The sequence below is a fragment of the Gillisella terrae genome (assembly GCF_004801395.1).
Taxonomy (GTDB): Bacteria; Pseudomonadota; Alphaproteobacteria; order Rhizobiales; family Rhizobiaceae; genus Allorhizobium; species Allorhizobium terrae.
This window is the reverse complement of sequence record NZ_SSOA01000001.1, coordinates 563,552-588,950: the sequence shown is the minus strand read 5'-3', so window position 1 is coordinate 588,950 and position 25,399 is coordinate 563,552. Positions and strand designations below refer to the sequence as shown.

General features: G+C 55.5%; 23 protein-coding genes and 1 tRNA gene. 4 read left to right on the top strand and 20 right to left on the bottom strand.

The genetic code is table 11. From position 1 onward, the window contains the following. Positions 1–231 precede the first annotated feature (231 nt). The 4 genes from tig to E6C51_RS02720 all read right to left on the bottom strand — a co-directional run bounded on the left by tig (position 232) and on the right by E6C51_RS02720 (position 3,908). On the bottom strand, positions 232–1,692 hold the full coding sequence (tig, locus tag E6C51_RS02735) for a trigger factor (RefSeq protein ID WP_190234937.1): 1,461 nt from the start codon (positions 1,690–1,692) through the stop codon (positions 232–234). Between the two features lie 263 nt (positions 1,693–1,955). Continuing rightward, positions 1,956–2,040, bottom strand: a tRNA-Leu gene (locus E6C51_RS02730). Positions 2,041–2,233: 193 nt separating this feature from the next. Continuing rightward, entirely contained in the window at positions 2,234–2,812 is a 579-nt protein-coding gene (locus E6C51_RS02725; protein ID WP_190234936.1) for a GDYXXLXY domain-containing protein, read from the bottom strand. After that, positions 2,802–3,908 (bottom strand): DUF2157 domain-containing protein, encoded by a 1,107-nt coding sequence (locus tag E6C51_RS02720; protein ID WP_269141803.1) that lies wholly within the window; start codon positions 3,906–3,908, stop codon positions 2,802–2,804. Before E6C51_RS02720 ends, E6C51_RS02725 begins: the two co-directional genes overlap by 11 nt. Before the next feature lie 691 nt (positions 3,909–4,599). On the opposite strand from E6C51_RS02720, the gene E6C51_RS02715 reads away from it, so the two are divergent. From E6C51_RS02715 to trmFO, 3 genes are all read left to right on the top strand, one after another. Beyond that, on the top strand, positions 4,600–4,749 hold the full coding sequence (locus E6C51_RS02715) for a DUF1127 domain-containing protein (protein ID WP_075640204.1): 150 nt from the start codon (positions 4,600–4,602) through the stop codon (positions 4,747–4,749). 403 nt (positions 4,750–5,152) lie between these two features. Next, positions 5,153–5,296, top strand: coding sequence for a DUF1127 domain-containing protein (locus E6C51_RS02710; RefSeq protein WP_146930803.1), 144 nt, complete (start codon positions 5,153–5,155; stop codon positions 5,294–5,296). 201 nt (positions 5,297–5,497) lie between these two features. After that, positions 5,498–6,964, top strand: a complete 1,467-nt coding sequence (trmFO, locus tag E6C51_RS02705; RefSeq protein ID WP_146930806.1) for a methylenetetrahydrofolate--tRNA-(uracil(54)-C(5))-methyltransferase (FADH(2)-oxidizing) TrmFO — start codon at positions 5,498–5,500, stop codon at positions 6,962–6,964. Between the two features lie 45 nt (positions 6,965–7,009). Here trmFO and E6C51_RS02700 read toward each other — a convergent pair whose 3' ends face one another. The 5 genes from E6C51_RS02700 to yajC all read right to left on the bottom strand — a co-directional run bounded on the left by E6C51_RS02700 (position 7,010) and on the right by yajC (position 12,128). Then, positions 7,010–7,468 (bottom strand): hypothetical protein, encoded by a 459-nt coding sequence (locus E6C51_RS02700; RefSeq protein ID WP_407920763.1) that lies wholly within the window; start codon positions 7,466–7,468, stop codon positions 7,010–7,012. Between the two features lie 329 nt (positions 7,469–7,797). Continuing rightward, positions 7,798–8,664, bottom strand: a complete 867-nt coding sequence (locus E6C51_RS02695; protein WP_190234934.1) for a phytoene/squalene synthase family protein — start codon at positions 8,662–8,664, stop codon at positions 7,798–7,800. A 4-nt stretch (positions 8,665–8,668) separates the two neighbouring features. Continuing rightward, positions 8,669–9,055 (bottom strand): Mth938-like domain-containing protein, encoded by a 387-nt coding sequence (locus E6C51_RS02690; protein WP_190234933.1) that lies wholly within the window; start codon positions 9,053–9,055, stop codon positions 8,669–8,671. A gap of 3 nt (positions 9,056–9,058) precedes the next feature. After that, the gene (gene secDF, locus E6C51_RS02685) at positions 9,059–11,617 is read right to left on the bottom strand and encodes a protein translocase subunit SecDF (protein ID WP_146930815.1); all 2,559 of its coding nucleotides are present in this window, start codon (positions 11,615–11,617) and stop codon (positions 9,059–9,061) included. Positions 11,618–11,786: 169 nt separating this feature from the next. Continuing rightward, positions 11,787–12,128, bottom strand: coding sequence for a preprotein translocase subunit YajC (gene yajC / locus E6C51_RS02680; RefSeq protein ID WP_146930818.1), 342 nt, complete (start codon positions 12,126–12,128; stop codon positions 11,787–11,789). A gap of 207 nt (positions 12,129–12,335) precedes the next feature. On the opposite strand from yajC, the gene E6C51_RS02675 reads away from it, so the two are divergent. Next, positions 12,336–13,205 (top strand): ATP-binding protein, encoded by an 870-nt coding sequence (locus E6C51_RS02675; protein ID WP_190234932.1) that lies wholly within the window; start codon positions 12,336–12,338, stop codon positions 13,203–13,205. A 111-nt stretch (positions 13,206–13,316) separates the two neighbouring features. Here the strand turns inward: E6C51_RS02675 and E6C51_RS02670 are convergent, their stop codons facing one another. From E6C51_RS02670 to E6C51_RS02620, 11 genes are all read right to left on the bottom strand, one after another. Next, positions 13,317–14,894, bottom strand: coding sequence for a LysM peptidoglycan-binding domain-containing M23 family metallopeptidase (locus E6C51_RS02670; RefSeq protein WP_190234931.1), 1,578 nt, complete (start codon positions 14,892–14,894; stop codon positions 13,317–13,319). Between the two features lie 184 nt (positions 14,895–15,078). Next, positions 15,079–15,732 (bottom strand): protein-L-isoaspartate(D-aspartate) O-methyltransferase, encoded by a 654-nt coding sequence (locus tag E6C51_RS02665; protein WP_146930827.1) that lies wholly within the window; start codon positions 15,730–15,732, stop codon positions 15,079–15,081. Then, on the bottom strand, positions 15,729–16,499 hold the full coding sequence (gene surE, locus E6C51_RS02660) for a 5'/3'-nucleotidase SurE (RefSeq protein WP_190234930.1): 771 nt from the start codon (positions 16,497–16,499) through the stop codon (positions 15,729–15,731). The genes E6C51_RS02665 and surE overlap by 4 nt, the downstream gene beginning before the upstream one ends. Positions 16,500–16,577: 78 nt before the next feature. Next, entirely contained in the window at positions 16,578–17,861 is a 1,284-nt protein-coding gene (gene serS / locus E6C51_RS02655) for a serine--tRNA ligase (protein ID WP_190234929.1), read from the bottom strand. Positions 17,862–17,967: 106 nt separating this feature from the next. Beyond that, positions 17,968–18,786, bottom strand: coding sequence for a twin-arginine translocase subunit TatC (tatC, locus tag E6C51_RS02650; protein WP_190234928.1), 819 nt, complete (start codon positions 18,784–18,786; stop codon positions 17,968–17,970). Between the two features lie 36 nt (positions 18,787–18,822). Then, entirely contained in the window at positions 18,823–19,422 is a 600-nt protein-coding gene (tatB, locus tag E6C51_RS02645; RefSeq protein WP_146930840.1) for a Sec-independent protein translocase protein TatB, read from the bottom strand. A gap of 94 nt (positions 19,423–19,516) precedes the next feature. After that, positions 19,517–19,711 carry a twin-arginine translocase TatA/TatE family subunit gene (locus E6C51_RS02640; protein ID WP_146930842.1) on the bottom strand — a complete coding sequence of 65 codons (195 nt, stop codon included), beginning with the start codon at positions 19,709–19,711 and terminating at the stop codon, positions 19,517–19,519. Positions 19,712–19,869: 158 nt separating this feature from the next. After that, positions 19,870–20,586, bottom strand: a complete 717-nt coding sequence (gene scpB / locus E6C51_RS02635; protein WP_190234927.1) for an SMC-Scp complex subunit ScpB — start codon at positions 20,584–20,586, stop codon at positions 19,870–19,872. A gap of 4 nt (positions 20,587–20,590) precedes the next feature. Further along, entirely contained in the window at positions 20,591–21,460 is an 870-nt protein-coding gene (locus E6C51_RS02630) for a segregation and condensation protein A (protein WP_146931278.1), read from the bottom strand. Continuing rightward, positions 21,460–22,476, bottom strand: coding sequence for a beta-N-acetylhexosaminidase (gene nagZ / locus E6C51_RS02625; protein ID WP_190234926.1), 1,017 nt, complete (start codon positions 22,474–22,476; stop codon positions 21,460–21,462). The genes E6C51_RS02630 and nagZ overlap by 1 nt, the downstream gene beginning before the upstream one ends. Before the next feature lie 232 nt (positions 22,477–22,708). Next, entirely contained in the window at positions 22,709–25,354 is a 2,646-nt protein-coding gene (locus E6C51_RS02620; protein ID WP_190234925.1) for an SPOR domain-containing protein, read from the bottom strand. Positions 25,355–25,399 lie beyond the last annotated feature (45 nt).

The following is a 25,399-nucleotide window of genomic DNA, read 5'->3' as shown; positions in this document are numbered from 1 at the left end:
AAAGCCTTTCGCAATGCGTCCTATTCACAGCAGCAGGCTTTAATGGTCACCAGCCAGCAGACAAACCGTGGCGCAACAGCTCGGCCAAGAGGCCGAGCTTGAACGGTTTACAGCAGAGCAATTGGCAGGCTTTACCCCTCAATGTGCACTTGTCCGCAGATACCGCCTTCTCCAGCACAAACAAAAAGGCCGCCCAATGGACGGCCTTTTCGGTTTTATCTGTAAAGCAGATTATTCAGCGTCGCCTTCAGCAGCAGCCTTCTTCTTAGGTGCTGCCTTCTTCTTTGGAGCGGCTTCTTCGCCTTCCGCAGTCGCCTTCTTTGCCTTCTTCTTGGCAGGCTTTGCGTCGTCGCCGTCTTCGTCTTCAGCCAGCAACTCTTCCTTCGTCACGGTCTTGTCCGTCACGTTCACTTCAGCAATCAGCTTGTCCATGACCTTTTCTTCAAAGATCGGAGCGCGCAGCGATGCAGAAGCGCCGGGAGTGTTGCGGAAGAAGTCGATGATCTGCTTTTCCTGACCTGGGAACTGCTGCAACTGAGCGTAAAGCGCGCGCTGCATTTCTTCTTCGGTCACTTCGATTTCGGCCTTTTCGCCGATTTCGGAGAGAACGAGGCCGAGACGAACGCGGCGTTCAGCCAGCGTGCGATATTCTTCGCGAGCAGCTTCTTCCGTTGTGTCTTCGTCTTCAAAGGTCTTGCCGGACTGAGCAAGATCGGTGTTGATCTGGCGCCAGATGTTTTCAAACTCGGCTTCAACCAGACGCGAAGGCGCTTCGAACTTGTACATCTCGTCCAGTTGGTCGAGAATCTGACGCTTCACCTTCTGGCGTGTCACGTTGCCGTACTGGCTTTCGATCTGGCCGCGAACGATTTCCTTCAGCTTGTCAACCGATTCAAGACCAAGCTTGGTGGCCAGTTCGTCGTTGATTTCCTGAGCGGCCGGTGCTGCAACTTCCTTGACAGTGATGTCAAAGGTTGCGTCCTTGCCAGCCAGGTTTGCAGCTGGATATTCGGTTGGGAACGTGACGTTGATCACCTTCTCATCGCCAGCCTTCAAGCCCTTGAGCTGCTCTTCAAAGCCAGGGATAAAGCGGTTCGAGCCGATCACCAGCTCTGCATCTTCATCCTTGCCGCCGTCGAAAGCAACGCCGTCAACCTTGCCGAGGTAGTCCATGGTCACGCGGTCGCCATCTTCAGCAACGCCGTCCTTGGTGGCAAACGAACGAGCGCTTTCAGCGATCTTCATGATCTGCTCGTTGACTTCGTCTTCCGACACTTCGACAACTTCGCGCTCAACCTTGATGCCGTCCACTGGCTTCAATTCGATTGCAGGAATGACTTCATAGCTCAGTGTGAATTCGAAATCGGCTTCAGCGTTCAGGATCTTTTCAGCCTGCGCTTCGTCTTCCGTCATCGCCACTTCAGGCTGTGTCGCAGACTTTTCGCCACGCTCGGAAAGAATGGTCGAAGGACGCTCACGAACGATTTCGTTGACCAGTTCGGCCATAACAGACTTGCCGTACATCTTCTTGAGATGACCAGCAGGCACCTTGCCAGGACGGAAACCATTGATACGAACCTTGTCCTTCACGTCGGCAAGGCGCTCATTCATTTGAGCTTCCATGTCAGCGGCCGGAATGATGATCTTCAGTTCGCGCTTCAGCCCTTCAGCGAGCGTTTCGATAACCTGCATGTTGTAACCTTCGTGTCGCGGCGACCGTGCACGGCCGCCGTTGGTTTCTTGGTCGCCCTCCTCGGACAACCTTGGTTTCATGACGACCGTGATCGATCGGTCGGTGACTTTGTCTCAGCGCGACGCCGGATCATTCCAAGACGCGGCCTCTTAGCAAATCTTTGGCATTTTGCCCCGTGAACATTTTCCGGGCAAAATGGCGCTAACAGGTGTAGGGCCGGAATGATACCATTCCCGCCCGACAGCCCTCTTGCGTTACATTCTGGTGCGGGTAGAGAGACTTGAACTCCCACGCCTTGCGGCACCAGAACCTAAATCTGGCGTGTCTACCAATTTCACCATACCCGCGATCCATCAGAACTTCATGCGACATTTGCATGAAACCGCCGGAGCGCGGGTCTCTATAGCACCCGTTTTTCGCCACGCAAAGGAAAAATGACACTGAAGACGCAATTCGAGCGCCTCAAACATGCACACTCAACAAAATACCCACAAATACAATAGATTACAACAAAACTGAATTGAGAAAAATAAGGGGAAATCAAAAATCAGGCTGTGCGTAAACCGGATCATTTCCAATGAAAAGCTGCTTCAATTGCGCTTTTCCACCCGAAGACACCCGCACCGCCACACTGACCGCGCCCTTGTTGCGCTCAGCCTCGATCTCTTTTCCCTCCCCCTCAGGAACATAAAAGCGCTCGATACCATATTTTACGGCAAAGCTGGCATCCTTGCCGAAGGAAGGATCATAAACGAGCGGCTCCGTCAGCAGGACAACGCTGCCCGGCTTTGGTGGCAGCTTTGCGATAGATGCCTCCTGCACCACCGCAAAGCCATCCGTACCGGGCGCGACCCGCACATGAAACCGCACATCCTCGCGGTGATCTGGTCGCTCGCCAACAATCTGATCATTGCGCAGGCGGGAAATAGCATAGTTCAGCACCACATAATCGCCTCGCAAAAGATCACGCGGGTCGACGGCTTCTGTCTTGAGCCTGATCTCAACACCGGTGCGCAGAATGTAAGTCCTCTCGCCGATCTGGTAGCCGATTACAGCAGTTTGAAAGCACGCCAGCAAAATAGCAGCACAGACCAATCGAAACAGATGATTACGAAGCATCGGCGCTCTCTTTCTTCAAACCACGGTTTTGGGACAGCAGCTTTTCCAGACGACTGACGCCAAAAGCCAGGAGCGCCACAAGCAGCCCACTGATCAAAAAGAAACTGGAGGTGTCCAAAAGAGAATCAATGGTCTGAAAGGAAAGATACAATGTCTCGCCTGCGAAGATCATATACGCCATTGCCCGGACCATGCCGTCATCGCGGCCTTTCATGACAAGGGCTGCAACGGAGATGACCAGAGAGACAATCGAGACAAAGGCCAAAGACAGGCCAGTGCTATATTCGATATTGACCAGCGCCAAACCAATTGCGCTAAGTGCCAGCGCATAGGTCGCCAAAAGGCGCGCCAGATGCCACTCATAGAACTTTGTTAGCGCAAGAGCCGCAAACACCCCGAAACCACCAGCCACAAAAGCAATTGCAATCCGAACATCTGTGGTGTGCGCATAGAGCCAGACCAACCAAGCGAGCAACAAGACGCCAGCAACATGACGAACCCGCAGGTTTCCCGCCCAAAACGACAGGAGAATTATGACGCAACTCAGCGCTGGCGGCAAAAGCACGGTCTGCATTGTCCAATCGAAGTTATATCGATCAAACCCAACCGCAACCGTAACCATGCACAGCGCAGCGACAAAGCCCAGCATCACACCTGAGCGGAAAAAGATGCATGACAACACGGCAGCCGTGAGCCAGACATAAAACAAATCAAGCTCATCGCCAGAGAGATGATAAAGCTGCCCAACCAGCGCCATACCCCCGCCAAAGCTTGCAGCCCCCAACACCAGCAATCCCTGCCCCAAGGCTTTTCGGCCCAAGGCAATCAAGATGGCACCGCCACAATGAAAACCCCAAATCAGGGCAATAACCACAGACACCTTCATCAGCCGCGGAATCGCCTGCCAATTGGCGGCAATGACGAGCAAAATCGACGCCGACAGCAAAACAGCAGACAGCACCAACAAAACAGACCCAACACTGAAACTTGACGCTTGCGCATCATAATCAGCCAGCATGGCTTGCGCATCGCGCTCGTTCACGAGCCCGTTTGCAACCCACCGGTCCAAATCTCTTTTTAGCCTTGCGCGATACATGGCATCTCCTGACTGGCCGTCTCACATTGATCCAATCACATCCAGAACGGAAGCCCCATCCCGCTGCCAATGAACGCCGCTGACGAATAAAATGGGTCATGCGCTTGATGCATATCTTCCATGATAATATCGCACTGCACAAAACCGTAAATTCTGATAGTAGTACTGCAACGGCAAACGACAGGCAAATAAGCCCGATGTGCGCTAACGGCGGTAACCGCCAATAAGTTTCGACGCTGCGTCCTCCTCCTCCCTGATGCGCGTCGATCGGACTGACAAGCTCCTCCCAATTGTCAGTCACCTCAAATGACGCCCGCCGGACCTCCTCCCCCGGTGGGCGTTATTGATTCCAGCGCCCGAACAAGCCCATAAGACAAGACCAAACGCCCCGCTTCACACCCATTGGTTAACACCGGCACCCCTGGTCCCCGTTAAGGATTAAGAGCACCCGGCGGGCTTTGCCATCGACATTTTGGCCCATTCGCGCAGCACGAATGTTGCTGACCACCTTTGATCCACAATCTTGCCTTCAAAATAGACAGATGGTTAAAAATTTTAACTGCGTCATGCATTCAGAGCATAGGTGCCGCGCGACATTGGCTCTTCATATGTTTTGCTGTGCAGCATATATTCAACTCATCAAATGAGGGCTGGCTGATGTGCCAGCAAACACGCTGAAACGAGGCATACCATGAACCTGACCCGCACACTCACCAACTGGCGCAAATATCGTCAGACCGTATCTGAACTTGGCCGCATGTCGGACCGCGAATTGCACGACCTTGGCATTGGCCGCAGCGAAATCCGCAGCGTTGCCCGCCACGCAGTCAACGAGCGCTAAGATCGATATACAGGCTTGCAGCTCTGCGCCTTTAGAGGTGCACAACAGTTTGCTGCAACGCCCTATCTGATCAATATCTTTGCATATTTAAAAGCCTCCCTAACCGGAGGCTTTTTTCGTTTCGCGATAGGCCAGATCGGTGCTCATAGCACTGACACCATATATAGCCCAAAAATCAAGACAGACTCAATATTTAGCGTCCAGAGCCGCTACGCCCGTTACACAGGCACATCTGCCCAAATAGCCATCATGGCTCAAATATGCAGCAACTACCTGCACAAATGCATAGCAGTCGCCTAAATATTGCACTGTCATAAAATAATCCTCAGGCGTATAACGTGTCCAACAGCTGAGGCGGAAGAGACCGCGAGATCAGCAAGCAAATGACCTAGAGGAAAAGACCATGAACCCGATCCGCATTGCAAAGAACTGGATCAGCTACCGCCGCACCGTTTCTGAACTGGGCAACCTGTCCAACCAGACATTGTCTGATATCGGCATCAGCCGTTACGAAATCCGCAATATTGCAAATCGCTCTTTCCGTTAATCGGAACCGACTGATTTGTCTGTCTTAACGGCACCACGCGGTGCCGTTTTTGATTCTACGGCTTTGGTTCCATTTAGAATGCAGGATCGGATCTTTACAGACCGCGCGGAAAGCCTGCTTCTTTAAAAGGTCGTAGCTCCTTCGCAAATATCCAACGCGAGACGATTGGAAGCCGCAAGCAGGCATGATAAAGAGCGCGCCATGACCCAAGATAGCTCTTTCTCCCCCATTCATATCATCGGCGGCGGCCTCGCAGGCTCAGAAGCCGCCTGGCAGATTGCCCAGGCTGGTGTGCCGGTTATCCTTCACGAAATGCGCGGCGTGCGTGGCACGGATGCGCACCAGACCGATGGCCTCGCCGAACTGGTTTGCTCCAACTCTTTCCGCTCGGATGATGCCACCGCCAACGCCGTTGGCGTTATCCATGCAGAAATGCGCCTGGCTGGCTCACTGATCATGGCTTGCGCGGATAAGCATCAAGTGCCTGCCGGTGGTGCACTGGCTGTTGACCGCGATGGTTTTTCCAATGCCGTCACGCAAGCACTGCATGATCATCCATTGATCACCGTTGTGCGCGAAGAGGTGGAGGGCTTGCCGCCAAAGGAATGGGATCTCGCCATCATTGCCTCCGGCCCGCTGACATCACCTGCGCTCGCCGAGGCGATCCGGGAAGAGACCGGAGCTGACGCACTGGCGTTTTTTGATGCCATTGCGCCGATTGTTCATCGCGACAGCATCAATATGGACATTTGCTGGTATCAATCCCGCTATGACAAGGTTGGTCCGGGCGGCACGGGCAAGGATTACATCAACTGCCCATTGGATGAGACCCAATACAATGCCTTTATCGATGCATTGATTGCTGGTGACGCCGTTGGCTTCAAGGAATGGGAAGGTACCCCCTATTTCGACGGCTGCCTGCCAATCGAAGTGATGGCCGAACGCGGGCGCGAAACGCTCCGCCACGGCCCCATGAAGCCGATGGGCTTGACCAATGCCCATAACCCAACGGTAAAAGCCTATGCAGTTGTGCAATTGCGCCAGGACAATGCGCTGGGCACGCTCTACAACATGGTGGGCTTTCAAACAAAGCTGCGCTATGGCGCGCAGGCCGAGATTTTTCGCATGATTCCCGGCTTGGAAAATGCTGAATTTGCGCGTCTCGGTGGGCTGCATCGCAACACCTATATCAACTCGCCCATTCTGCTTGATTCGACCCTCACCTTGAAAAGCCGAAAAGGCCTGCGTTTTGCCGGCCAGATCACCGGCTGCGAAGGCTATGTCGAAAGCGCATCGATTGGTCTTTTGGCCGGACGTTTCGCAGCATCCGAGCGCAAGGGCGAATCGATCAGTCCACCGCCTGCTACAACCGCGCTTGGTGCCCTACTCTCGCACATCACTGGTGGTCATATCACCTCCGATGACGAGCCGGGCAAGCGTTCATTTCAGCCAATGAACATCAATTTTGGCCTGTTTCCAGAGCTGGAGCCGGGCTCGATTGTCAAGCCGGAGGGTGTGAAGCGCTTTCGCGGCAAAGACAAAACCGTGATGAAACGGCAATTGATGTGCGCCCGCGCATTGTCGGATTGCAGAAACTGGCTTGGTTTGCCGCCTGCAACACTTGAGACACCAGCAGATGAGCTGGATGAGACGATGAACGTCGAATAAGCAACGCCTGAGGGCAGCACAACAATATGTGTTGCCCTCGCCGTTTCAGTCTTGCTTTGGCGGCACAGCCGCATCATCCAATGCGCCATCAGAGAGATAATTGCTCAGCATCCACAGCGACACTTCTGCGGCTTCCTCGGCCGAGGCAAACAGATAATCGCCGTCGTATTGTGGATAATCGGCAAAGCGAACGTGAAGCCCTGTCCCTTGCTGCAAAATTTGCGCCTGAAGGCGGCCTTTTTCGATCACATGGCAGGCATAGTGACCGCGCATATTGCGCATGAATCCTGCACGATTATCATGCAGCCGCGCAAAAACCGCCTTACCGTCAGCAGTGGCGTGCAGGCTGCGCAGCGCTTCATTCGGAAAAGCCCGGCCAAATTCCACAATAGCAAGCCCGACATCGCTGAGATCCGGGTCTTTTTCACGCTCTGACATGCGTGAAAAATACCAGGAAATACCGATAATTGTGCCGAACACCAATATTCCAAACGCCATGCCCACTGAACAACCTCCCGGTGACGCTTGCATCTCACCGTAGCGTCACGCGCTGCTTAATGCGCGCTTTATCCCGATACTTAACATGTATCACATCAACACTCTGTCAAACCAATTCTGACCGAACAGAGAAGACAGTCAACAATCACTTACTTAAGTTTCTGAGCTTGTGCGAATTTGAACTATACTGCATAATTTTCACCTTAAATCGAAATCGATTTAAGGTGAAAATTATGCAGCAACTTAAATGTGTTACAGCGTCCTTTATGCGCCATATCTGGCGCACGGCGCTGTAGAGCGATAAAGTTTTGTGCGCTATGGGTGCACACATCCCTCTAAAACCGGCGAAACAAACTTGACGTCAGCATCGTCAATTGTCGCCGCCACTGGGCAGGGCGAAGCCTGTTCGCATAAACGCGGGCTGGATTACGTCGAGCTGCCACCAAAACCGGCCGCGCCAATGCCACCGGCACATAGGCGTTGAAAATACTGTCGGGTACTTTGCCCAAGCTTCTCGCCTTGGTCAGATGGTCCAGCCCAAACCCTGCGAAGGCCTCAATGGCCGCGTGAATACGGGCAGTATCCTGACCTTCCAGAAAACTGTCGCGGGTAAGACCGGTGGCGGTGAGAATTTCATCGGGAATATAGAGCTGACCACGCGCGCTATGCTGCGGCATCAGCAGCAGCAATCCGGCAACGGCCTGCGCTACCCCCGCATGCCCGGCCATATCAGCGCAGCCAAGCGCCGCCTTCTCGTCCAGCACAAGGCTTGCCAATTGAATCAAAGCCGATGCGGTTTCACCAGCATAGCCTTCCAACGCGGATTTTGGCCCAATAGGATCATCGTAAAGGTCACTTACCCGTGCGTCGATCATATCAAGCAGCGGCTTGATGGGCAGATGATAGCGCTCTATCGCCTCCATTAAGCCAACAGCAAGCGGGTTAGCCTGCGCATCACCATGGCCCTGCCCTGAGAGAAAATCACGCCAATATTGTAGGCGAATTTCACCCGGCAACGGTTCCCTCACCAGTTCGCGCACCCGCGCCAATTCTGCACTAAAGGCATAGAGTGCGGCCAAACCTGCCTGTTTTTCAGGCGGAGATAAAAGGCACGCGAGATAGCGATCCCGGTCTGTTTCACGCAAAGCCGAAAGGCAGGCGTCTGCGCCCTGGGTCACGGCATCATTTTGGCTAATGCTCATGACATCAAACCGCCATCAGCACAGCAGCCACGGCGCGCTCTTCGGCCAACATCACATTATAGGTCCGAACGGCAGCGCCGGTGTTCATCGGGTCTGAGCCAATGCCTGCCGCCCGCAACGCGTCCTTGACGTCGCTGGGAATACGCACCAGATCCTTGCCCGTACCAACCAGCAGAAATTCAATCTCTGCCGCTTGATCCAGCACCCGCTGCAAGGACGCCACCGTCAGCACATCACCTTCATTGATATCCCAACCGTGAATCCCTGACGGCAAAAGCATCAGGGAGCCCTTGTGAGACATATCGGCAAAGCGAAAACCGCCATTGCCGTAGGTGTCAATCTGGGCACGACCCGGAAAATGGGCGTCGCGGATGATGATTCCTTTTGCCAAACCTTATGCCCTCGCGCCGCTTGTGCTCTTCTTGTCTTCTTTTTCGTCGTCGCCCCGGTTGACGCCTTCGGGGCGCAAGCGGAAGGCGATCAACACAGGTGCCGCGATATAGATAGACGAGAATGTGCCAACAAGAACACCGAACAGCATGGCAAAGGTGAACGAACGGATGACCTCGCCACCGAACAGGAACAGCGCCAACAGAGCAAGGAGCGTTGTTACCGAGGTCAGGATCGTGCGCGACAGCGTTTGATTGATCGACGTATCAATCAACACATCCAGCGGCATTTTCTTATAGCGCCGCAGGTTTTCTCGCATACGGTCATAGACCACCACGGTGTCATTGAGGGAGTAACCAACGATTGTCAAAATCGCCGCGATACTGCTGAGATCAAATTCTACCCCGGTGACGACGTAGAGACCAAGCGTCAAAATCACGTCATGCAAGGTCGCAATAATCGCGCCAGCGGCAAACTGCCATTCAAAGCGGATCCAGATGTAAACCAGGATTGCCAGAAGCGAGACGAGAACGCCGATTGTGGCGGACTTGGTCAACTCGCCGGAAACAGAAGGACCAACCACTTCGGTGCGGCGGAACTCATACTTGTCCTGCAACCCATCGCGCACCTTGGCCACAGCAGATTGCTCGCCATTCTCGCCTTCGTCCTGGGCCTGCAAACGCACAAGCACGCTGCTCTTGTCGCCAAAACTCTGCACCTGAACATCACCGACATTCAACGTGCTCAATTCCTGACGAATGGCGGCAATATCAGCGTCGCCCTGCTTGGCTTTGAGCTCAATGATCGAGCCGCCAGTGAAGTCGATACCGAGCTTCATGCCAACGGTGCCAAAACCACCCAAAGCGGCCAATGACAGCGCCACCGAAATTGCGAAGGTGTAGCGACGAATACCCATGAACGGGATATTGGTGCCATCGAAAATGCCAGTGCGCACACCCTTTGGCATGTGCTTCGGACGACGACGGTTAACCCACAGCGCAAACATCCAGCGTGTCAGGGCAAAGGCGGTGAACACTGTGGTGATGATACCAATGGCCAGCGTCACCGAGAAGCCGCGAACCGGACCGGAGCCAAGGAAGAACAGAACAGCCGCCGCAATCAGCGTGGTGAAATTGGCATCGACAATGGTCGCCAGCGCCTTGGAGAACCCGGTATCGATGGATTGAATGAGAGATCGACCACCGTTGAACTCTTCACGGATACGTTCATAAATCAGAACGTTGGAGTCAACCGCCATACCAATGGTCAACACGATACCAGCAATGCCTGGCAAGGTCAGCGTTGAGCCAAGGAGCGTCAGCACCGCCATGATCATGATGACGTTGGCCACCAGCGCCACAACGGCCAGAACACCGAAGAAGCCGTAGAGGCCGATCATCAGCAAGACAACCAAACCAGCACCAATGAAGCCCGCCGACACACCGGCGCGGATAGAATCTGCACCGAGGCTTGGGCCAACTGTGCGCTCTTCCACCACAGTCAACGTCGCAGGCAGCGCACCGGCGCGCAGCAGCACAGCCAGATCATTGGCCCCCTGCACTGTGAAATTACCCGAGATCTGACCCGAACCACCAATAATCGGTTCACGAATGACAGGCGCGGAAATGACGCGATTGTCGAGAATGATTGCGAAAGGCTTGCCGACGTTCTGCTGAGTGGCTTGCGCAAAACGCTGTGCGCCACGGCTATCAAAACGGAATGTAACAACAGGCTCGTTATTTTGCTGATTGAAGCTGGCTTGTGCATCCACCAGATCTTCACCGGAGATGATAACGCGCTTTTCAACCAGATAGGGTTCAGCCGCTTCGCCTTCGCCGTAAAGGACCTCGGAAGTCGCCGGAGGACGGCCGCTGATCGCCTCAGACACCGGCATGCTGGTATCCACCATGCGGAAAGTCAGCTTGGCTGTCTGGTTCAACAATGCCTTCAGGCGCTGCGGATCATTCAGACCCGGCACCTGTACGATAATGCGATCACTGCCCTGACGCTGGATCAGAGGTTCCGTATTGCCCAACTCGTCCACACGGCGGCGCACAACCTCAATCGATTGGGTCAGCGCCGAGGACATGCGATAATCAATACCGGAATCGGTCAAATTGATCTTCAGCAAGCCGTCGCCAGCATCATCAAGCGTTGCTTCCTGAATGGTACCGCCAGTCAAACCACCAGCGCTGACAGGCGCTGTCAGGTTCTGCAAAGCCTTCTTGGCGGCTTCAACCTGAGCTGGATCAGTGATGCGAACCTGAATTGCCTGTCCGGTGCCATTGAGGCCGGTGTAACGAATATTGGCATCACGCAGGCTGGAGCGAATATCCGAAACGGTGGCATCCAGCCGTTCTTTCACGATATCGTTGCGCTCCATCTGGAGCATGATATGCGAGCCACCCTGCAAATCGAGCCCGAGGGTGATCTGCTTGGAGGGAATCCAGGATGGGAAATTCTTCAGCTGTTCCTTGCTGAAAAGATTGGGCAGCGCGACCAATACGCTTGCAACGACAGCAAGCCAAAGCAGAATTGTTTTCCAGCGGGCGAAATACAGCATCGAAATCTCGGATCTAGAGTTTGTCAGGGAAACGTGGGAGCCGGCTTTTCCGATCAGACAAACTCAAACAACGAATTTTAGAGTCTGCCGGGCACAATCTGGACCTGACAGAACTCTAAAGCCAAAAAAGTGGCCGCCCTTCAGAAAGAGCGGCCTGAACAGCAGGCTATCAGGCGTCGGCTTTCACCGGCTCGCCCTTAACCCGCACATCTGCAATCAGGCTGCGCAATGCGCGAACCTTGACGCCATCAGCGATCTCAACTTCGAGTTCGCTGTCATCAATGACCTTGCTCACCTTACCGATGAGACCACCACCCAAGACCACCTGATCGCCACGGCGAATGGCGGCCAAGGTCTCATTGCGCTTCTTCATCTGGTTGCGCTGCGGACGGATCAGCAGAAAATACCAGATCACCATGAGAGGCGCGAAAAGAAACAGCATCTCCATGCCGGAGCCAAAGCCGCCAGCGGCTGGTGCTGCATCCTGAGCGAATGCCTGGGTAATAAACATCAAAAACTCCTTCGGAACCGGGGTCGCAAAGAGGCCAATGCCCCCTGTTTTGCCGCCGGAATATAGTAAGACATGCCACAAATGCAACAGAAACAGCGGCTTTGCGTACCGAATCCAAGGCTAATACACTTTCGAGCCCCATTTCGCCATGGTAGCGGCATGAAGAGACACCCAATTTACCCTTTTCCTGAAAGAATGAGGCGGACCATGACCGACACGCTCACCCAGCTCTTAACGGAAGTCAAACGTCTGGCAGACGCAATCGAGCGTGTGGCAGGACCACCAAATGCCATCAATGACTGGTCGGCGGCAGAGTGTTTTGTGTGGCATCCAACGGGTGCCAGACTTCAGCCGGTGGCGCGACCCAACCGGGTCGCCCTCACCCTCATTCGCGGCGTTGATCGGGTGCGCGACATTCTGCACGAAAACACCGAGCGCTTTGCACAAGGCTTTGCCGCCAACAATGTGCTGCTGTGGGGCGCGCGCGGCATGGGCAAATCATCTCTGGTCAAAGCCGTACATGCCGACGTGTGCAAAACATCTGGCGTTGCCATGAAGCTGATCGAGGTTCACCGCGAAGATATTGCCTCGCTCCCTGCCCTGCTGGATCTTTTGAAAACCAGCGGCCAGCGCGTCATCGTCTTTTGTGATGATCTGTCCTTTGATCACGACGACACCGCCTATAAATCTTTGAAAGCGGCACTCGATGGCGGCATTGAGGGACGGCCAGACAATGTTCTGTTCTACGCCACATCCAATCGCCGCCACCTCTTGCCACGCAATATGATGGAAAATGAACAGTCGACCGCCATCAATCCATCAGAAGCGGTTGAAGAAAAGGTATCGCTGTCGGACCGTTTTGGCCTATGGCTGGGCTTTCACAAATGCAGCCAGGACGATTACCTCACCATGATTGATGGCTACGCCAGCCATTTCAATCTGCCACTGCCCACCGAGAAGTTACACGCCGAAGCGCTGGAATGGGCCACAACACGCGGCGCACGCTCTGGCCGCGTGGCCTGGCAATATATTCAGGATCTGGCAGGCCGCCTGCGGGTGGATATTTCCAACGCCTGAAACGCATAAGATAAGGCCTGTCGCAGTGAATAGAGTCCACAGCGACAGGCCTTATCCTTATTTTTGCATTTACGTTATCGTTTCATTGAGGGCAATGAAACGCGACATGCTCTATTCGAGGTATGTCATTGGGTTGACCGGGGTGGCATCCTTGCGCACCTCGAAATGCAATGTCGGCTGTGTGGCGTTGCCGCTCATGCCCGATGTGGCAACCTGCTGGCCTCGCTGCACCTTTTGGCCGCGCTGCACCGAAAGGTTGCTGGCATGGCCGTAAACGGTCACGGTGCCATCATCGTGGCGCACCAGCACAGTGTTGCCCAATTCTTTCAAGCCGTTGCCAGCATAGATGACCACGCCATTTTCAGCGGCTTTGATGGGGGTGCCATTGGGCACTGAAATATCAATGCCATCGTTGCGCTTGCCACCAACATTGGCCCCGAAAGCAGCAACAACTGCGCCGCGCACCGGCCAGCGATATTTGCCAATGCCCGTTGCTTCGGGTGCTGTGGCACCGGGATCGGTCGAGGCAACTTCTGTGACCGATTTGGTGGGTGCGGTGGCGGCCTTCGGCGCATCCGCCACCTTGGGCGCTTCGGCTTTTGGCGATAGCGTACCTGTGCTGACCTGCGTTACGACAGGCTTGTCGCTGGCGGCAGGCAAATTCAATGTCTGCCCCACGCGCACACCTTGTGCGTTCAAGCCATTGGCCTGCTTGAGAGCGGCCACTGATATCCCATTGCGTTGGGCGATCTTGTTGAGCGAATCGCCCGGCTTGACCACATAAGTGCCCGCCGACGGGGGTGTATTGCCATTGCCCTCAGCATTGCTGGCGTTCGCAGATGCAATCTCGGACTTTGCCTTATCCCGCAGTTTCGGGTTGGTGGGCAAGACCGCAACCTTTTCCTCGCCGCGCGGCATAGGTGTCGGGTTTTGGCCCGGCGGCAGCAACGATCCTTCAGCTGCGGCGGTGCGCGCGGCGGTGCTGCGCGCACCAAAGGTCGGGATCACGATGGATTGACCCGGGCGGGCGGCGCTGGCGCTGGACAGGCCATTTGCCTTGACAATTTCCTTTTCAGGAACGCCGTAACGTCTGGATAGCGCCGCAACAGTTTCGCCGGGCTTCAACACAACGCGAGGTGCGTTTTCCGTGCTCCAGCCATTGCTGCTGCGATTGATGCTTTCTGGATTTGCCGCATGCGGAACCGTGGCGGTGTTCAAACCATCATGGTCATCATTATGCCCATTGGCAGACGGGAATGGTTGAGCAGATGCCGTTTGCCGGTGCTCGGAAATCGGCCCGGTTGATGCGCTAGACCCCGGAGGTGGGGCGAGATCGGATTTTTGCACCTGCACAGCCGAGGATGCGCGACGCGCTGGCGAATAGGTCTGCTGGCCGGGATAAGGCTGCGCCATCGCTTGGCTACGATTGTTATAATCGCCACCCGCTGGTGAAGTTTGCGCAGCGTAAGTGCCGCCCGCATTGGTAACATCCGCCATCGGCACAGGCGCATTGTTCATAACGCTCGGTCGCTGGCCGACGGATGCCGTCGACATCGTATCCTTGCTTGAGAACAAGCCGGCAAAACGAGATGAATCGGAACTACAGCCAGTTGCCGCACTCGCCATAAGAGCGACCCACAGCAATTTGGCAAAGGGGATGCCGGATTTTGGAGAGTGACTCTGACGCATGATACAATCCACTAACGACGCAACTAACTTGGAATATATTAAAGCGCGTTAGTGTTACCGGCTGGTTAACCGGGATCACTTCTTGGGAAGCTTTTTGGTGAATCATTGGTAAATGGCGCATTTTTCGGCAGAATGTGCAGGACGTGAAATCCCGGCAAATCCGCCCGTCTCACACATAAACCCCTTACAAATAAGCGGCAATATGCGGCGTCAGCGGCAGGTAAGGCACTTCAAACAGGTCTTCACGCTCAAACCGGCTGCCGGTTCGGGTTAACCGCACCATGATGCAGCGGTCATCATCAATCATGACCGGGCACATCAAAATGCCATTGTGCACCAATTGCTCGGTAAAGCTCTTGGGAATCGCTGGAAAAGCGGCCGTTGCGATAATGCGATCAAACGTCCCCTCGCCCGGCAATCCATTGCTGCCATCACCCTGGCGCAGAATCACATTGCGAATCGAAAACTGATCCAGTCGCGTCTGGGCTTCGTCCACCAGCGTCTTATAGCGCTCAACAGAAATCACCCGCTCAACGATTCGCCCAAGAACCGCCGTCATGAAGCCGCTGCCTGTGCCAATTTCAAGCACACGCTGCCCGGCCCCGATGCGCAGCCGGTGCAACAATCGCACGGCAAGATCAGCCCCCTCCAGAAATGAGCCACATTCAATCGGGATGGTTCGGCTGGAATAAGCGTGCTCAGCCAGATGGTGCGCAACAAATCTTGAGCGCGGGGTTTGCTCAACCGCCGTCAGCAGATTGATATCGGAGATGCCTTCGGACCTCAGCCGCAACACCAGTGCGGCAAAGCCCTCTCGTTCCATCATTGCAGACTTCAAGATACGACTCCGGTCGCCAGCGCTTGCGCAATATTATCCTGAACAGAATAATCCGTCATATCCAATTTCAAAGGGGTTACCGAAATCTGGCCCTCGCGAATCGCCCGAATATCAGTTCCTGAGCGGAAATTTCCTTTACGATCGCCAAACCGCAGCCAATAATAGGGAAAGCCACGGCCGTCAGTGCGCTCTTCAACGCTCAACCCAAATTCCAGCTTGCCCTGCGCGGTCACTTCCACACCCTGAACCTCGTGTGGTTCGCAATTGGGAAAATTCAGATTGAGCAATGTGCCCGGCGGCAAATCAACGCTTACCAATTTGGCAATCAGCTCCGGGGCCAAGGTTTCGGCCACGTGCCAGGGAATGGGTGCGCCCGCCTCATAGCTATAGGCCTGACTGAGCGCAAACGAGCGAATGCCATGCACCGTGCCCTCAATGGCACCGGCAACAGTGCCCGAATAGGTCACATCATCAGCCAGATTGGCTCCGGCATTTACACCAGACAGCACCAGATCGGGCTTGCGGTCCATCACCTTGCGCACCGCCATAATCACACAATCGGTCGGCGTGCCACGCAAGGCAAAGCGCTTTTCTCCGACCTGTCGCAACCGCAATGGCTCCGACAGGGTGAGAGAATGCGCAAGCCCGCTCTGATCGGTTTCGGGGGCAACCACCCAGACATCATCGCTGAGCGTGTGCGCAATCCGCTCCAGAACGGCAAGTCCATCAGCATGAATGCCGTCGTCGTTGGTGAGCAAAATGCGCATCACATGATCCTAGAGTTTGTCAAGAAAAAGTGGAACCCGGTTTTTCTGATCAGACAAACGAGAACAAATAACGTTTGATCAAGAAGCCTTCTCGATCTTCTTCAAGCCACCCATATATGGCAGAAGAACGTCAGGAACAGTGATGGAGCCATCTTCGTTGAGATAATTTTCCATAACGGCAATCAGGCAACGGCCAACAGCCGTGCCGGAACCGTTCAGGGTGTGGACAAAGCTGGTGCCCTTGCCATCCTTGTTGCGGTAACGCGCATTCATGCGGCGGCCCTGAAAATCACCGCAGACCGAGCAGGACGAGATTTCGCGGAAGGTGTTTTGCCCCGGCAACCAGACCTCAAGATCATAGGTCTTGATCGCGCCAAAGCCCATATCGCCCGAGCAGAGCGTCATGGTGCGGAAATGCAGACCAAGGCGCTTCAACACTTCTTCCGCACAAGCCGTCATGCGTTCATGCTCGGCCATGGCGCTCTCGGCATCGGTAATCGACACCAGTTCGCATTTCCAGAACTGGTGCTGGCGCAACATGCCGCGCGTATCACGACCAGCCGAGCCCGCTTCAGAACGGAACGAAGGGGTCAATGCGGTAAAGCGCAGCGGCAGTTTTTCCTGATCCAGAATTTCACCGGCCACAAGATTGGTCAGTGTCACTTCGGCAGTTGGAATAAGCCAGCGACCATCGGTGGTCTTGAACAAATCCTCTTCAAACTTTGGCAATTGCCCGGTGCCGTACATGGCCTCGTCGCGCACCATCAACGGCGACGACACTTCGGTGTAGCCATGCTCGCTGGTGTGCAGATCAATCATGAATTGGCCAATGGCACGCTCCAGCCGGGCCAGCGGCCCGGTCAACACCGTGAAACGTGCGCCGGAGAGCTTGGCGGCGCGCTCGAAATCCATATAGCCCAGCGCTTCGCCGATTTCGGGATGCTCTTGTGCCGGATGATTCCAGCCGGGCTTTTGGCCAACCACGCGGGTCACCACATTGTCATGCTCATCCTTGCCAACCGGCACATCATCATGCGGAATGTTGGGAATGCGCGACAAGGTATCATTCAGCTCGGCGGTCAGCCTGCGTTCTTCTTCTTCGGCAGCAGGCAGGCTGTCCTTCAGGGATGCCACTTCGGCTTTCAGCTTTTCGGCCAGCTCCATATTCTTGGCGGCCATGGCAGCGCCAATCTCCTTGGAAACCGAATTGCGGCGCGACTGCATATCCTGCATCGACTGCACAACGGCGCGACGCTTTTCGTCCAGCGCAATCAAACCGGCAGACAAAGGCTCGGCACTGCGCTTGGCCAGCGCCTGATCAAGAGCTTCGGGGTTCTCACGGATCCATTTAATATCGAGCATCGTCGTTCCAGATCTTCAATTCAGACTGGGATCGTTATGCTGACCAATAGGGGTCCAATTTCATCCGATCCCATCAGGGGTTATAGCGACAAGAGACGCGCGCGGCTTAATCGCGCGCATCCACATCGGTTAACGATGAGCCTTCGGAAGCTGCTGCCTTCGCCCGCCCACGTTCCACCAGCTTTGCCGCGTAGATGGACACTTCGTAAAGAAGGATTGTGGGCAGTGCAAGACCGATCTGGGACATGGGATCAGGCGGGGTCAGAATCGCAGCCGCAATAAAGGCGATGACGATGAAATACTTGCGCTTCTCGGCCAGCCATTTCGATTCCAGAATGCCCACCCGCGCCAAAAGAGTCGTGACCACCGGCAACTGAAACACCAGGCCAAAAGCAAACACCAAAGACATGATCAGGCTCAGGTATTCCGACACTTTCGGCATCAGCGAAATCGCCACATCCCCCTGTCCCGGCGCTTGCTGCATGGCCAGGAAGAACCACATCACCATGGGTGTGAAGAAGAAATACACCAGCGCTGCCCCCATCAGGAACAACACGGGTGAAGCAATCAAAAACGGCAGAAACGCCGCGCGCTCATTCTTGTAAAGGCCCGGAGCCACAAATTTGTAAACCTGCGCCGCGATCACCGGAAAGGAGACCACCATGGCACAGAACATGGAGACCTTCACCTGCGTGAAGAAAAACTCCTGCGGAGCGGTGTAGATCAACTCTGCCTTGGTAACATCGAGATGCGCCCAGATCACCGCCCATTTGTACGGAATCACCAGCAGATTAAACAGGTGTTTCGCAAAGAAAAAACACACGATGAAGGCAACAAAGAAAGCCCCAAGCGACCAGATCAGCCGAGAGCGCAGCTCAACCAGATGCTCCACAAGTGGCTGCGGTTTATCGTCAATGTCACTCATGCTTCATCCTTGACTTCTCAGGTACACGGTCAGGTATTACGAACGGTCACTTTTGCGGAAAGCTCGCCGAACAGCAGACCGCGAGGCAGCTTTGGCGCTTGCATGAGCAACGGATGACGGCGTGACAATCAATTCACGTCTTGAGCGTACGGATTTTCCCACACCGCTGCCGCCGCGCTTGTTATTTCCCGCCGCCGATCCGCTGAGGGAAAACTGCGATGCACCCGGATTGTCAATCGGGCCAAGAGGCGGGAAATCCGCATCCGACATCGGCACAAGCGGCTGGTCGCTCGCCGCAATTCCACTCACATCAGCAAGCGGAAAATGATCGACCTGGGTTGCGCGCTGCAAATCGGCCTTTATATCGGCCCCCATCTGCCGCAGCGGGTTCATGGCGTCGCGAAGGGCATTGGCCGGATTGAGCCTTTGCGCATCGCCAATGGTTTTGCGCAAATCATCCATATCGGCTTCGCGCAAAGCATCATCGAACTGCGCGCGAAATTCGCCCGCTGTCTTGCGCAATCGCGTTGTCATTTTCCCGAATGCGCGCAGCATCGGAGGCAAGTCTTTTGGCCCCACCACCACGATCAAAATAACCGCAATGACCAGCAATTCGCTCCAGCCAATGTCCAGCATTCTTCAGGCTCCTGAAGCCGTCGGCCAAGCGGCGACCTATTCACGTCATAATCACAGGCGAACAATCTCGCCTGTGTGCAGATTTATGCAACGATTACTTATCGTCAGCCTTGTGGTCCACCGTCTTTGACGACTTTTCCGGGGCATCATCATCATCTGCCATGCCCTTTTTGAAGCTCTTGATGCCCTTGGCAACGTCACCCATCAGATCCGGAATCTTGCCGCGACCAAACAACAACAGCACGATCGCAAGAACGATCAGCCAATGCCACATACTAAAAGATCCCATGATCCCGCTCCTGTTTCCATGATCTTACGCATGTAAGATCTCTGCACGTCTTTTTCAAACAATTAGATGCATGCTTGGCATGGTAAAACGACAGAGGCAAGACGCCAAGACCACACCATCAACATGCACGGCACTTTTCACGCAATTGTCAGGCAAAATCAGTCGTTTCTTTCATCGCCGGGTGCCAGCAAGCCAAGCTCTTCCAGATCAAGTTGCGTGATGGGATCTTCGTCTTCGTTCAAATCCGCACCATCGCTTGGCATGGGCACGTGAAAATTGGCCGGGATACGGCCCGTCAACAGCCCTGCTCCCTTCAACTCCTCCATGCCCGGCAGGTCTCGGATTTCCTCCAGGCCGAAGTGATCGAGAAAATCCCGCGTCGTGCCAAACGTCACAGGCCGGCCCGGCGTGCGCCTGCGACCCCGAAACCGCACCCAGCCCGCTTCCAGCAGCACATCGATCGTGCCTTTGGAGGTTTGCACGCCGCGAACATCCTCAATCTCGGCGCGCGTAACCGGCTGGTGATAGGCAATGATGGCAAGGACTTCCAATGCCGCGCGCGAGAGTTTTTTGACCTCACTCTCCTCTTTGCGAATCGCAAAGGCCAGATCAGCCGCGGTGCGAAACGCCCAATGCCCGTCAATGCGCAGCAAGTTAACACCACGCGGCGCGTAATCGGCCTGCAAGCTGCGCATCAAAGCTCCTACGTCGGTGCCTCGCGGCAAGCGCTCTGCCAAAAAGCTCTCGGACACGGGCTCTGCGGAGGCAAAAACCAGCGCTTCGGCAATACGGACAGCTTCACGCTGGCGAATCTCGCTTAACTCCGCCGCTGGCTGTTGCAGATTTTGCCCGGTGTCTTGCTCGTCCGTTGTCATTGTCTCAGCCCTGTTGTCCGGCTGCGGCACGGCTGCCGTCTACTATCCGGCCATTGCCGCCGCGCATGAAAATCGGCTGAAAGGCACCGTCTTGACGAATTTCCAGTTTGCCCTCGCGCACCAGTTCCAGCGACGCCGCAAATGCGCTGGCCATGGCCGTGATACGCTCCGCCGGGTCCGTCAGATATTGCAATAGATAGTGGTTGAGCGCCGTCCAATCACTGATCTCTCCGATCATGCGGTTAAGCATGGTGCGGGCATCCACCAAGGACCACACACGCCTGCGCTCGATTGTTACCTGCGTAAATGCCTGTCGCTGACGCAAATTGGCATAGGCCGATAAAAGATCATAAAGGCTGGCATCATAGGAGGAGTGCATTTTATCAGGCACATGCTCAGGTGCTCCGCGCACAAAGACATCCCGCCCCAGCCGATTACGGTTGACCAGCCGCCCTGCCGCATCGCGCATCGCTTCCAGCCGTTTCAGGCGGAATGACAGGGCTGCGGCCATTTCCTCGCCCGATGGCTCATCATCCTTGGCCTGTTGCGGAATCAGCAGCCGCGATTTCAGATAGGCCAGCCACGCCGCCATCACCAGATAATCTGCCGCAAGCTCCAGCCGGATGCTGCGAGCCTTTTCCACAAAGATCAAATATTGCTCGGCCAGCGCCAAAACAGAAATACGCGAAAGATCGACCTTTTGATTGCGCGCCAGAAACAGCAAAAGATCGAGCGGGCCTTCAAAACCGGCAACATCGATCAGCAAGGCCTCGTCTTCGCTGACCCGCTCAACGGCATTGCCTTCTTGCCACAACTTTTCCATCGGCACGTCGGACGCGGTCACCGTCGCTGCTGGCGCACCAGAATCAACCATCACGACACCGCGATCATGGCGTTAAACTCGTCGCGCAAGGCTTGCTCGTCAGCGCCGTCACCGGTGCCAAAAGCCGCTTCAACCGCTTGCGCCCTCAGCAAAGATGCGCCAGCCAGAACCGGAGCATGATCCGCCACCTGCACCATTTCCTCCATGATGCCATGGCAATGGAGCAAAACATCATTGCCAGCCGCGATCACAGCGGCGGCGCGCTCTGCAATTGTGCCCTTCAGTGCGTTCATGGAGATATCGTCATTCATCAGCAGACCCTGAAAGCCAAGCGTTCCGCGAATAACGTCATTGATCACCGTGGCGGAGGTCGAAGCCGTATAGATCGGATCATAGGCGGAATAGACCACATGGGCGGTCATCGCCATCAGTTCCCCCTTCAACCGTTGGAAGGGTGGAAAGTCATGGGCCTCAAGCTCGGCCCGACTGGCATTCACCACCGGCAATTCATGATGCGAATCGGCCATGCCCCTGCCGTGACCGGGAATATGTTTCATAACCGGCAAAACACCGCCCGCTGTGAGGCCTGCGGCTGCGGCCTCGCCAATTTCACCCACGGTGTGCGGGTCTGTGCCATAGGCGCGATTGCCAATAACGTTACTGGCCCCTTCCACCGGCACATCCAGCACCGGCAGGCAATCCACATTGATGCCGAAGCGCAGCAGATCAAAAGCATGCAGACGCGACATGACCCATGCGGCCCGCAAACCCTTCTCGCGATCCTGCCGGTAAAGCGCGCCAATGTCTGCACCCGATGGGTAGCGTTGGCACATGGGCTCGCGAATGCGCTGCACACGCCCGCCTTCCTGATCGATCAGCACGGGCGCATTGCGTCCGCCCACGGTTTCGCGCATGGAAGCCACCAGGTCACTGATCTGGGAGGCGTCAACACAGTTTCTACCGAACAGAATAAAACCCCACGGCTGATGATCGCCATAAAAGGCTTTTTCATCCGGGGTGAGAACGGGGCCTGAGCAGCCCAAAATCATTGCTTTTGCGTGGGTCATGCTTTGACAATAATGAAGCTTTGGCAAAAGCCGAGAGGCAAGCTGTGATCATGCACAGAAAACAGCTCAAAAACAACAAAAAGGGGCCGTTTCCAGCGAAACAGCCCCTTTTCAATCGTCCCGGAATGATCTTAGAGTCTGTCAGGTTCAAATTGAACCAGACAGACTCTCGATTCCCTTCTTTTAGTTTGTCTATTCGGGAAAACCGGATTCCACTTTTCCCTGACAAACTCTAGCGGACCACCATGCAGCTTCCGCCAGCCGCCCGATAGCGTTCGCACAGCGAAACTGCTGCATCCTTGCTGCCCGCAGGAATCCGCACCCGATAATAGGTGCCCTTGCCCGCAATTTCTGCCGCCTTGATGTTCATGCCGCGACCACCAATCACGCTGCTGTATTTGCTCGACAGGTTTTTATAGCTCTTCTGGGCATCTGCCTCGGTCGGCAAGGATGAAATCTGTATCAGATAGTCTCCCGGTGCTGTCGAGGTTGAGGCCACGGGCGTGGTGACAGAAGCTTGCGCTGCGCCAGACGGTGCCACAAGCTTTTCAGCGGCTGGCTTTTCGGCCGCTGTTTGGGCAGACGCCGTCTGCGTTGGCCTTGCCATAGGCACGGGCATATTGGGGGCAGGCGCACCCGCAAAATCATCGGAGGTCGCCGATGCGGCATCTGGCTGCGCATCACCCGATGCCAGCAAATCTCCAACAGATTGGCCGGTCGTTGATGCTGTTGTCGACGCCGGTGTCGCAGTAGGTGCGGCATTGGCGGTCTGAGCACCATTGGCGGTCTGAGCGCCAGCATTGGCCAGATCATCCTGTGCCACCAAGGTTCCATCCGGCCGTACGATCATGGTTTTTACCCGACGGGGTGACAGGTTTTCATCACCACTATTGGCGGCATTCGTCGCACCGCCATTCGCAGGATTTGCCCCCGCCTCTGCATTGGCACCGCCACCTTCGTCATCAAGGGGCATATTGTCCGGCCCCAATGTCCGCTGGGCAACGTCCATTGGCTCTTCGTCCTGCGAGATCAGGCTTTTCTGCGAAGGCTGATCTGTCGTTGCACCAGACACACGATCATAGACCGCCTTGTTCTGGTTCGGTACGGATTTTCCACCTGGATTGGCGGGAACCACCTTCACCGGATCTTTATCGGCCATAACGATTTTGGGTTCGCCACCGCCAATAATTTCACCGCCACCGCTCTTCATCCAGGCAAAGACACCGCCTCCACCAACAAGCACAATCGCGGCTGCCGCAGCAATCGCAATCCAACGGCGTGAAGTTGATGGCTCTTCTTCGTCAAATTCCTCGTCTTCAATCTCTGGCACCTCGGGCAAAGCACCCGCTTTTTTGGCACCGAAACTATATTGCGTATCCAGCGTGCGCCGAAAATCCTCTTCGAGTGCTTTTTCAAACACGTCGAAGTCCTCACTCAGACTGTTCTTGGGCTGCGGGGCGCTCACCGGTGCGGCAACCGCAGCGGGTGCCTGATGCGCTACCGGTGCGGGCTGCTGCGCCTGTGCCTGCTGCTCGGCCGTTTTGTCGAGCAAGCTTGCCAACTCGGCATCAATATCAAAATCGTATTCGCTGACATAATTAACCGGCTTCTGCTCTTCTGGCGGCGGCAGATCGGGAACATCCAGATGGGCAATAACCTCCAAATGCTCATCCTGATCGGAAATGGCCGACGCATCAAAAGGCAATGGCGGAACAGGCAAATCCTGCGGCTCCTCATGAGAAGGTGCAGAATAATCAGCCTGGACTGGCTTTGGAGCGTGATAAACAGGCTCTGATGCGTGATAAACTGGCGCTTGCTCACTGGCGTGCATTGGCACCTGCACAGGCGCAGGCTGCGGAGCCGGACGTGCGACCACGGGTTCTGGCTCCATGTCAGCCAAATCCAGTTCGATCTCGGCGAGATCCAACTCAAGATCACCTGCAAAAAAATCGTCCTCAACTGCTGCGGGCTCGGCCTTTTGCGGTTCGTTTCGTGGAACTTGCGCAACAACAGGCTCTTCGCGTTGGAAACGAGGCTCGTCGAAAAAGTTGGGCACCGTCGGCTTTGCTGGCGCTGGCGCTTCGAACACCGGCTCCTGAAAAGCAGCAGGTGCCGGACGGCGATCGGCTTCTATCGAGAAGGACCGTTCTGGTTCCGCCTGATCCGAAGGATAATGGCTGTCAAAATCTGGCTCCCGCGCGCGTGGCGCGACGGGTTCAGAATAGGCTGTTGCTGCAAAGCTCGGCTCAGCATAGCTTGGGGCCGCGCGCGAAACAGGTGCAGGCTCGGGTGCCACTGCCCAAGGCTCCGGCTCTGGCGCTGGCTGAAACACAGGCTCAGCCCGCTGCATCGGCGGCTCATCACGCTGGACGGGTGCTGCTTGAACAGGATTAAAATTGGCAAGAGGCAGGCGATAACGGTTATAGCCCTCAGATGCATTCGCGCCGCCCGATGGTGAACGTTGCGGCTCGGCGGCCACCTCACCCATCGACCACAGCAGTTCATCCGCCAGATCATTCTCGCTGCTGACGCTGTCATCCTGCGGCGCTGCTCTCGCCGGGTTTGCCCCAAACGAAACAGGCTCAAATGCAGACAGGTGCTGCCGCTCGTCGTTGTAAGCCGAACGCAGATGCGCCGAATCCTCAAACTGATCAGCCGCCTGGCGCGGTGCTGGGTAGCCCGCGCCAGCCTGGCTGATACCTGCATGGCTCATCGCTGGACGGGAGGCCGACATTTCCGGCTCCACCCGAGGCTGCGGCACGCGATCGGAGCGGGGTGCATCATACCCCACAAGGCGAGCAAGCTCTGCCAGCGGATCATCATCCGCAAAAGCATCGCTTGCTGGGTCCCTATTGTACGAGGCCGGTTTTTGCACCATCACTTTATTTCCACTCGCTACGCGACAATCGGCTTGCCAGAGCAA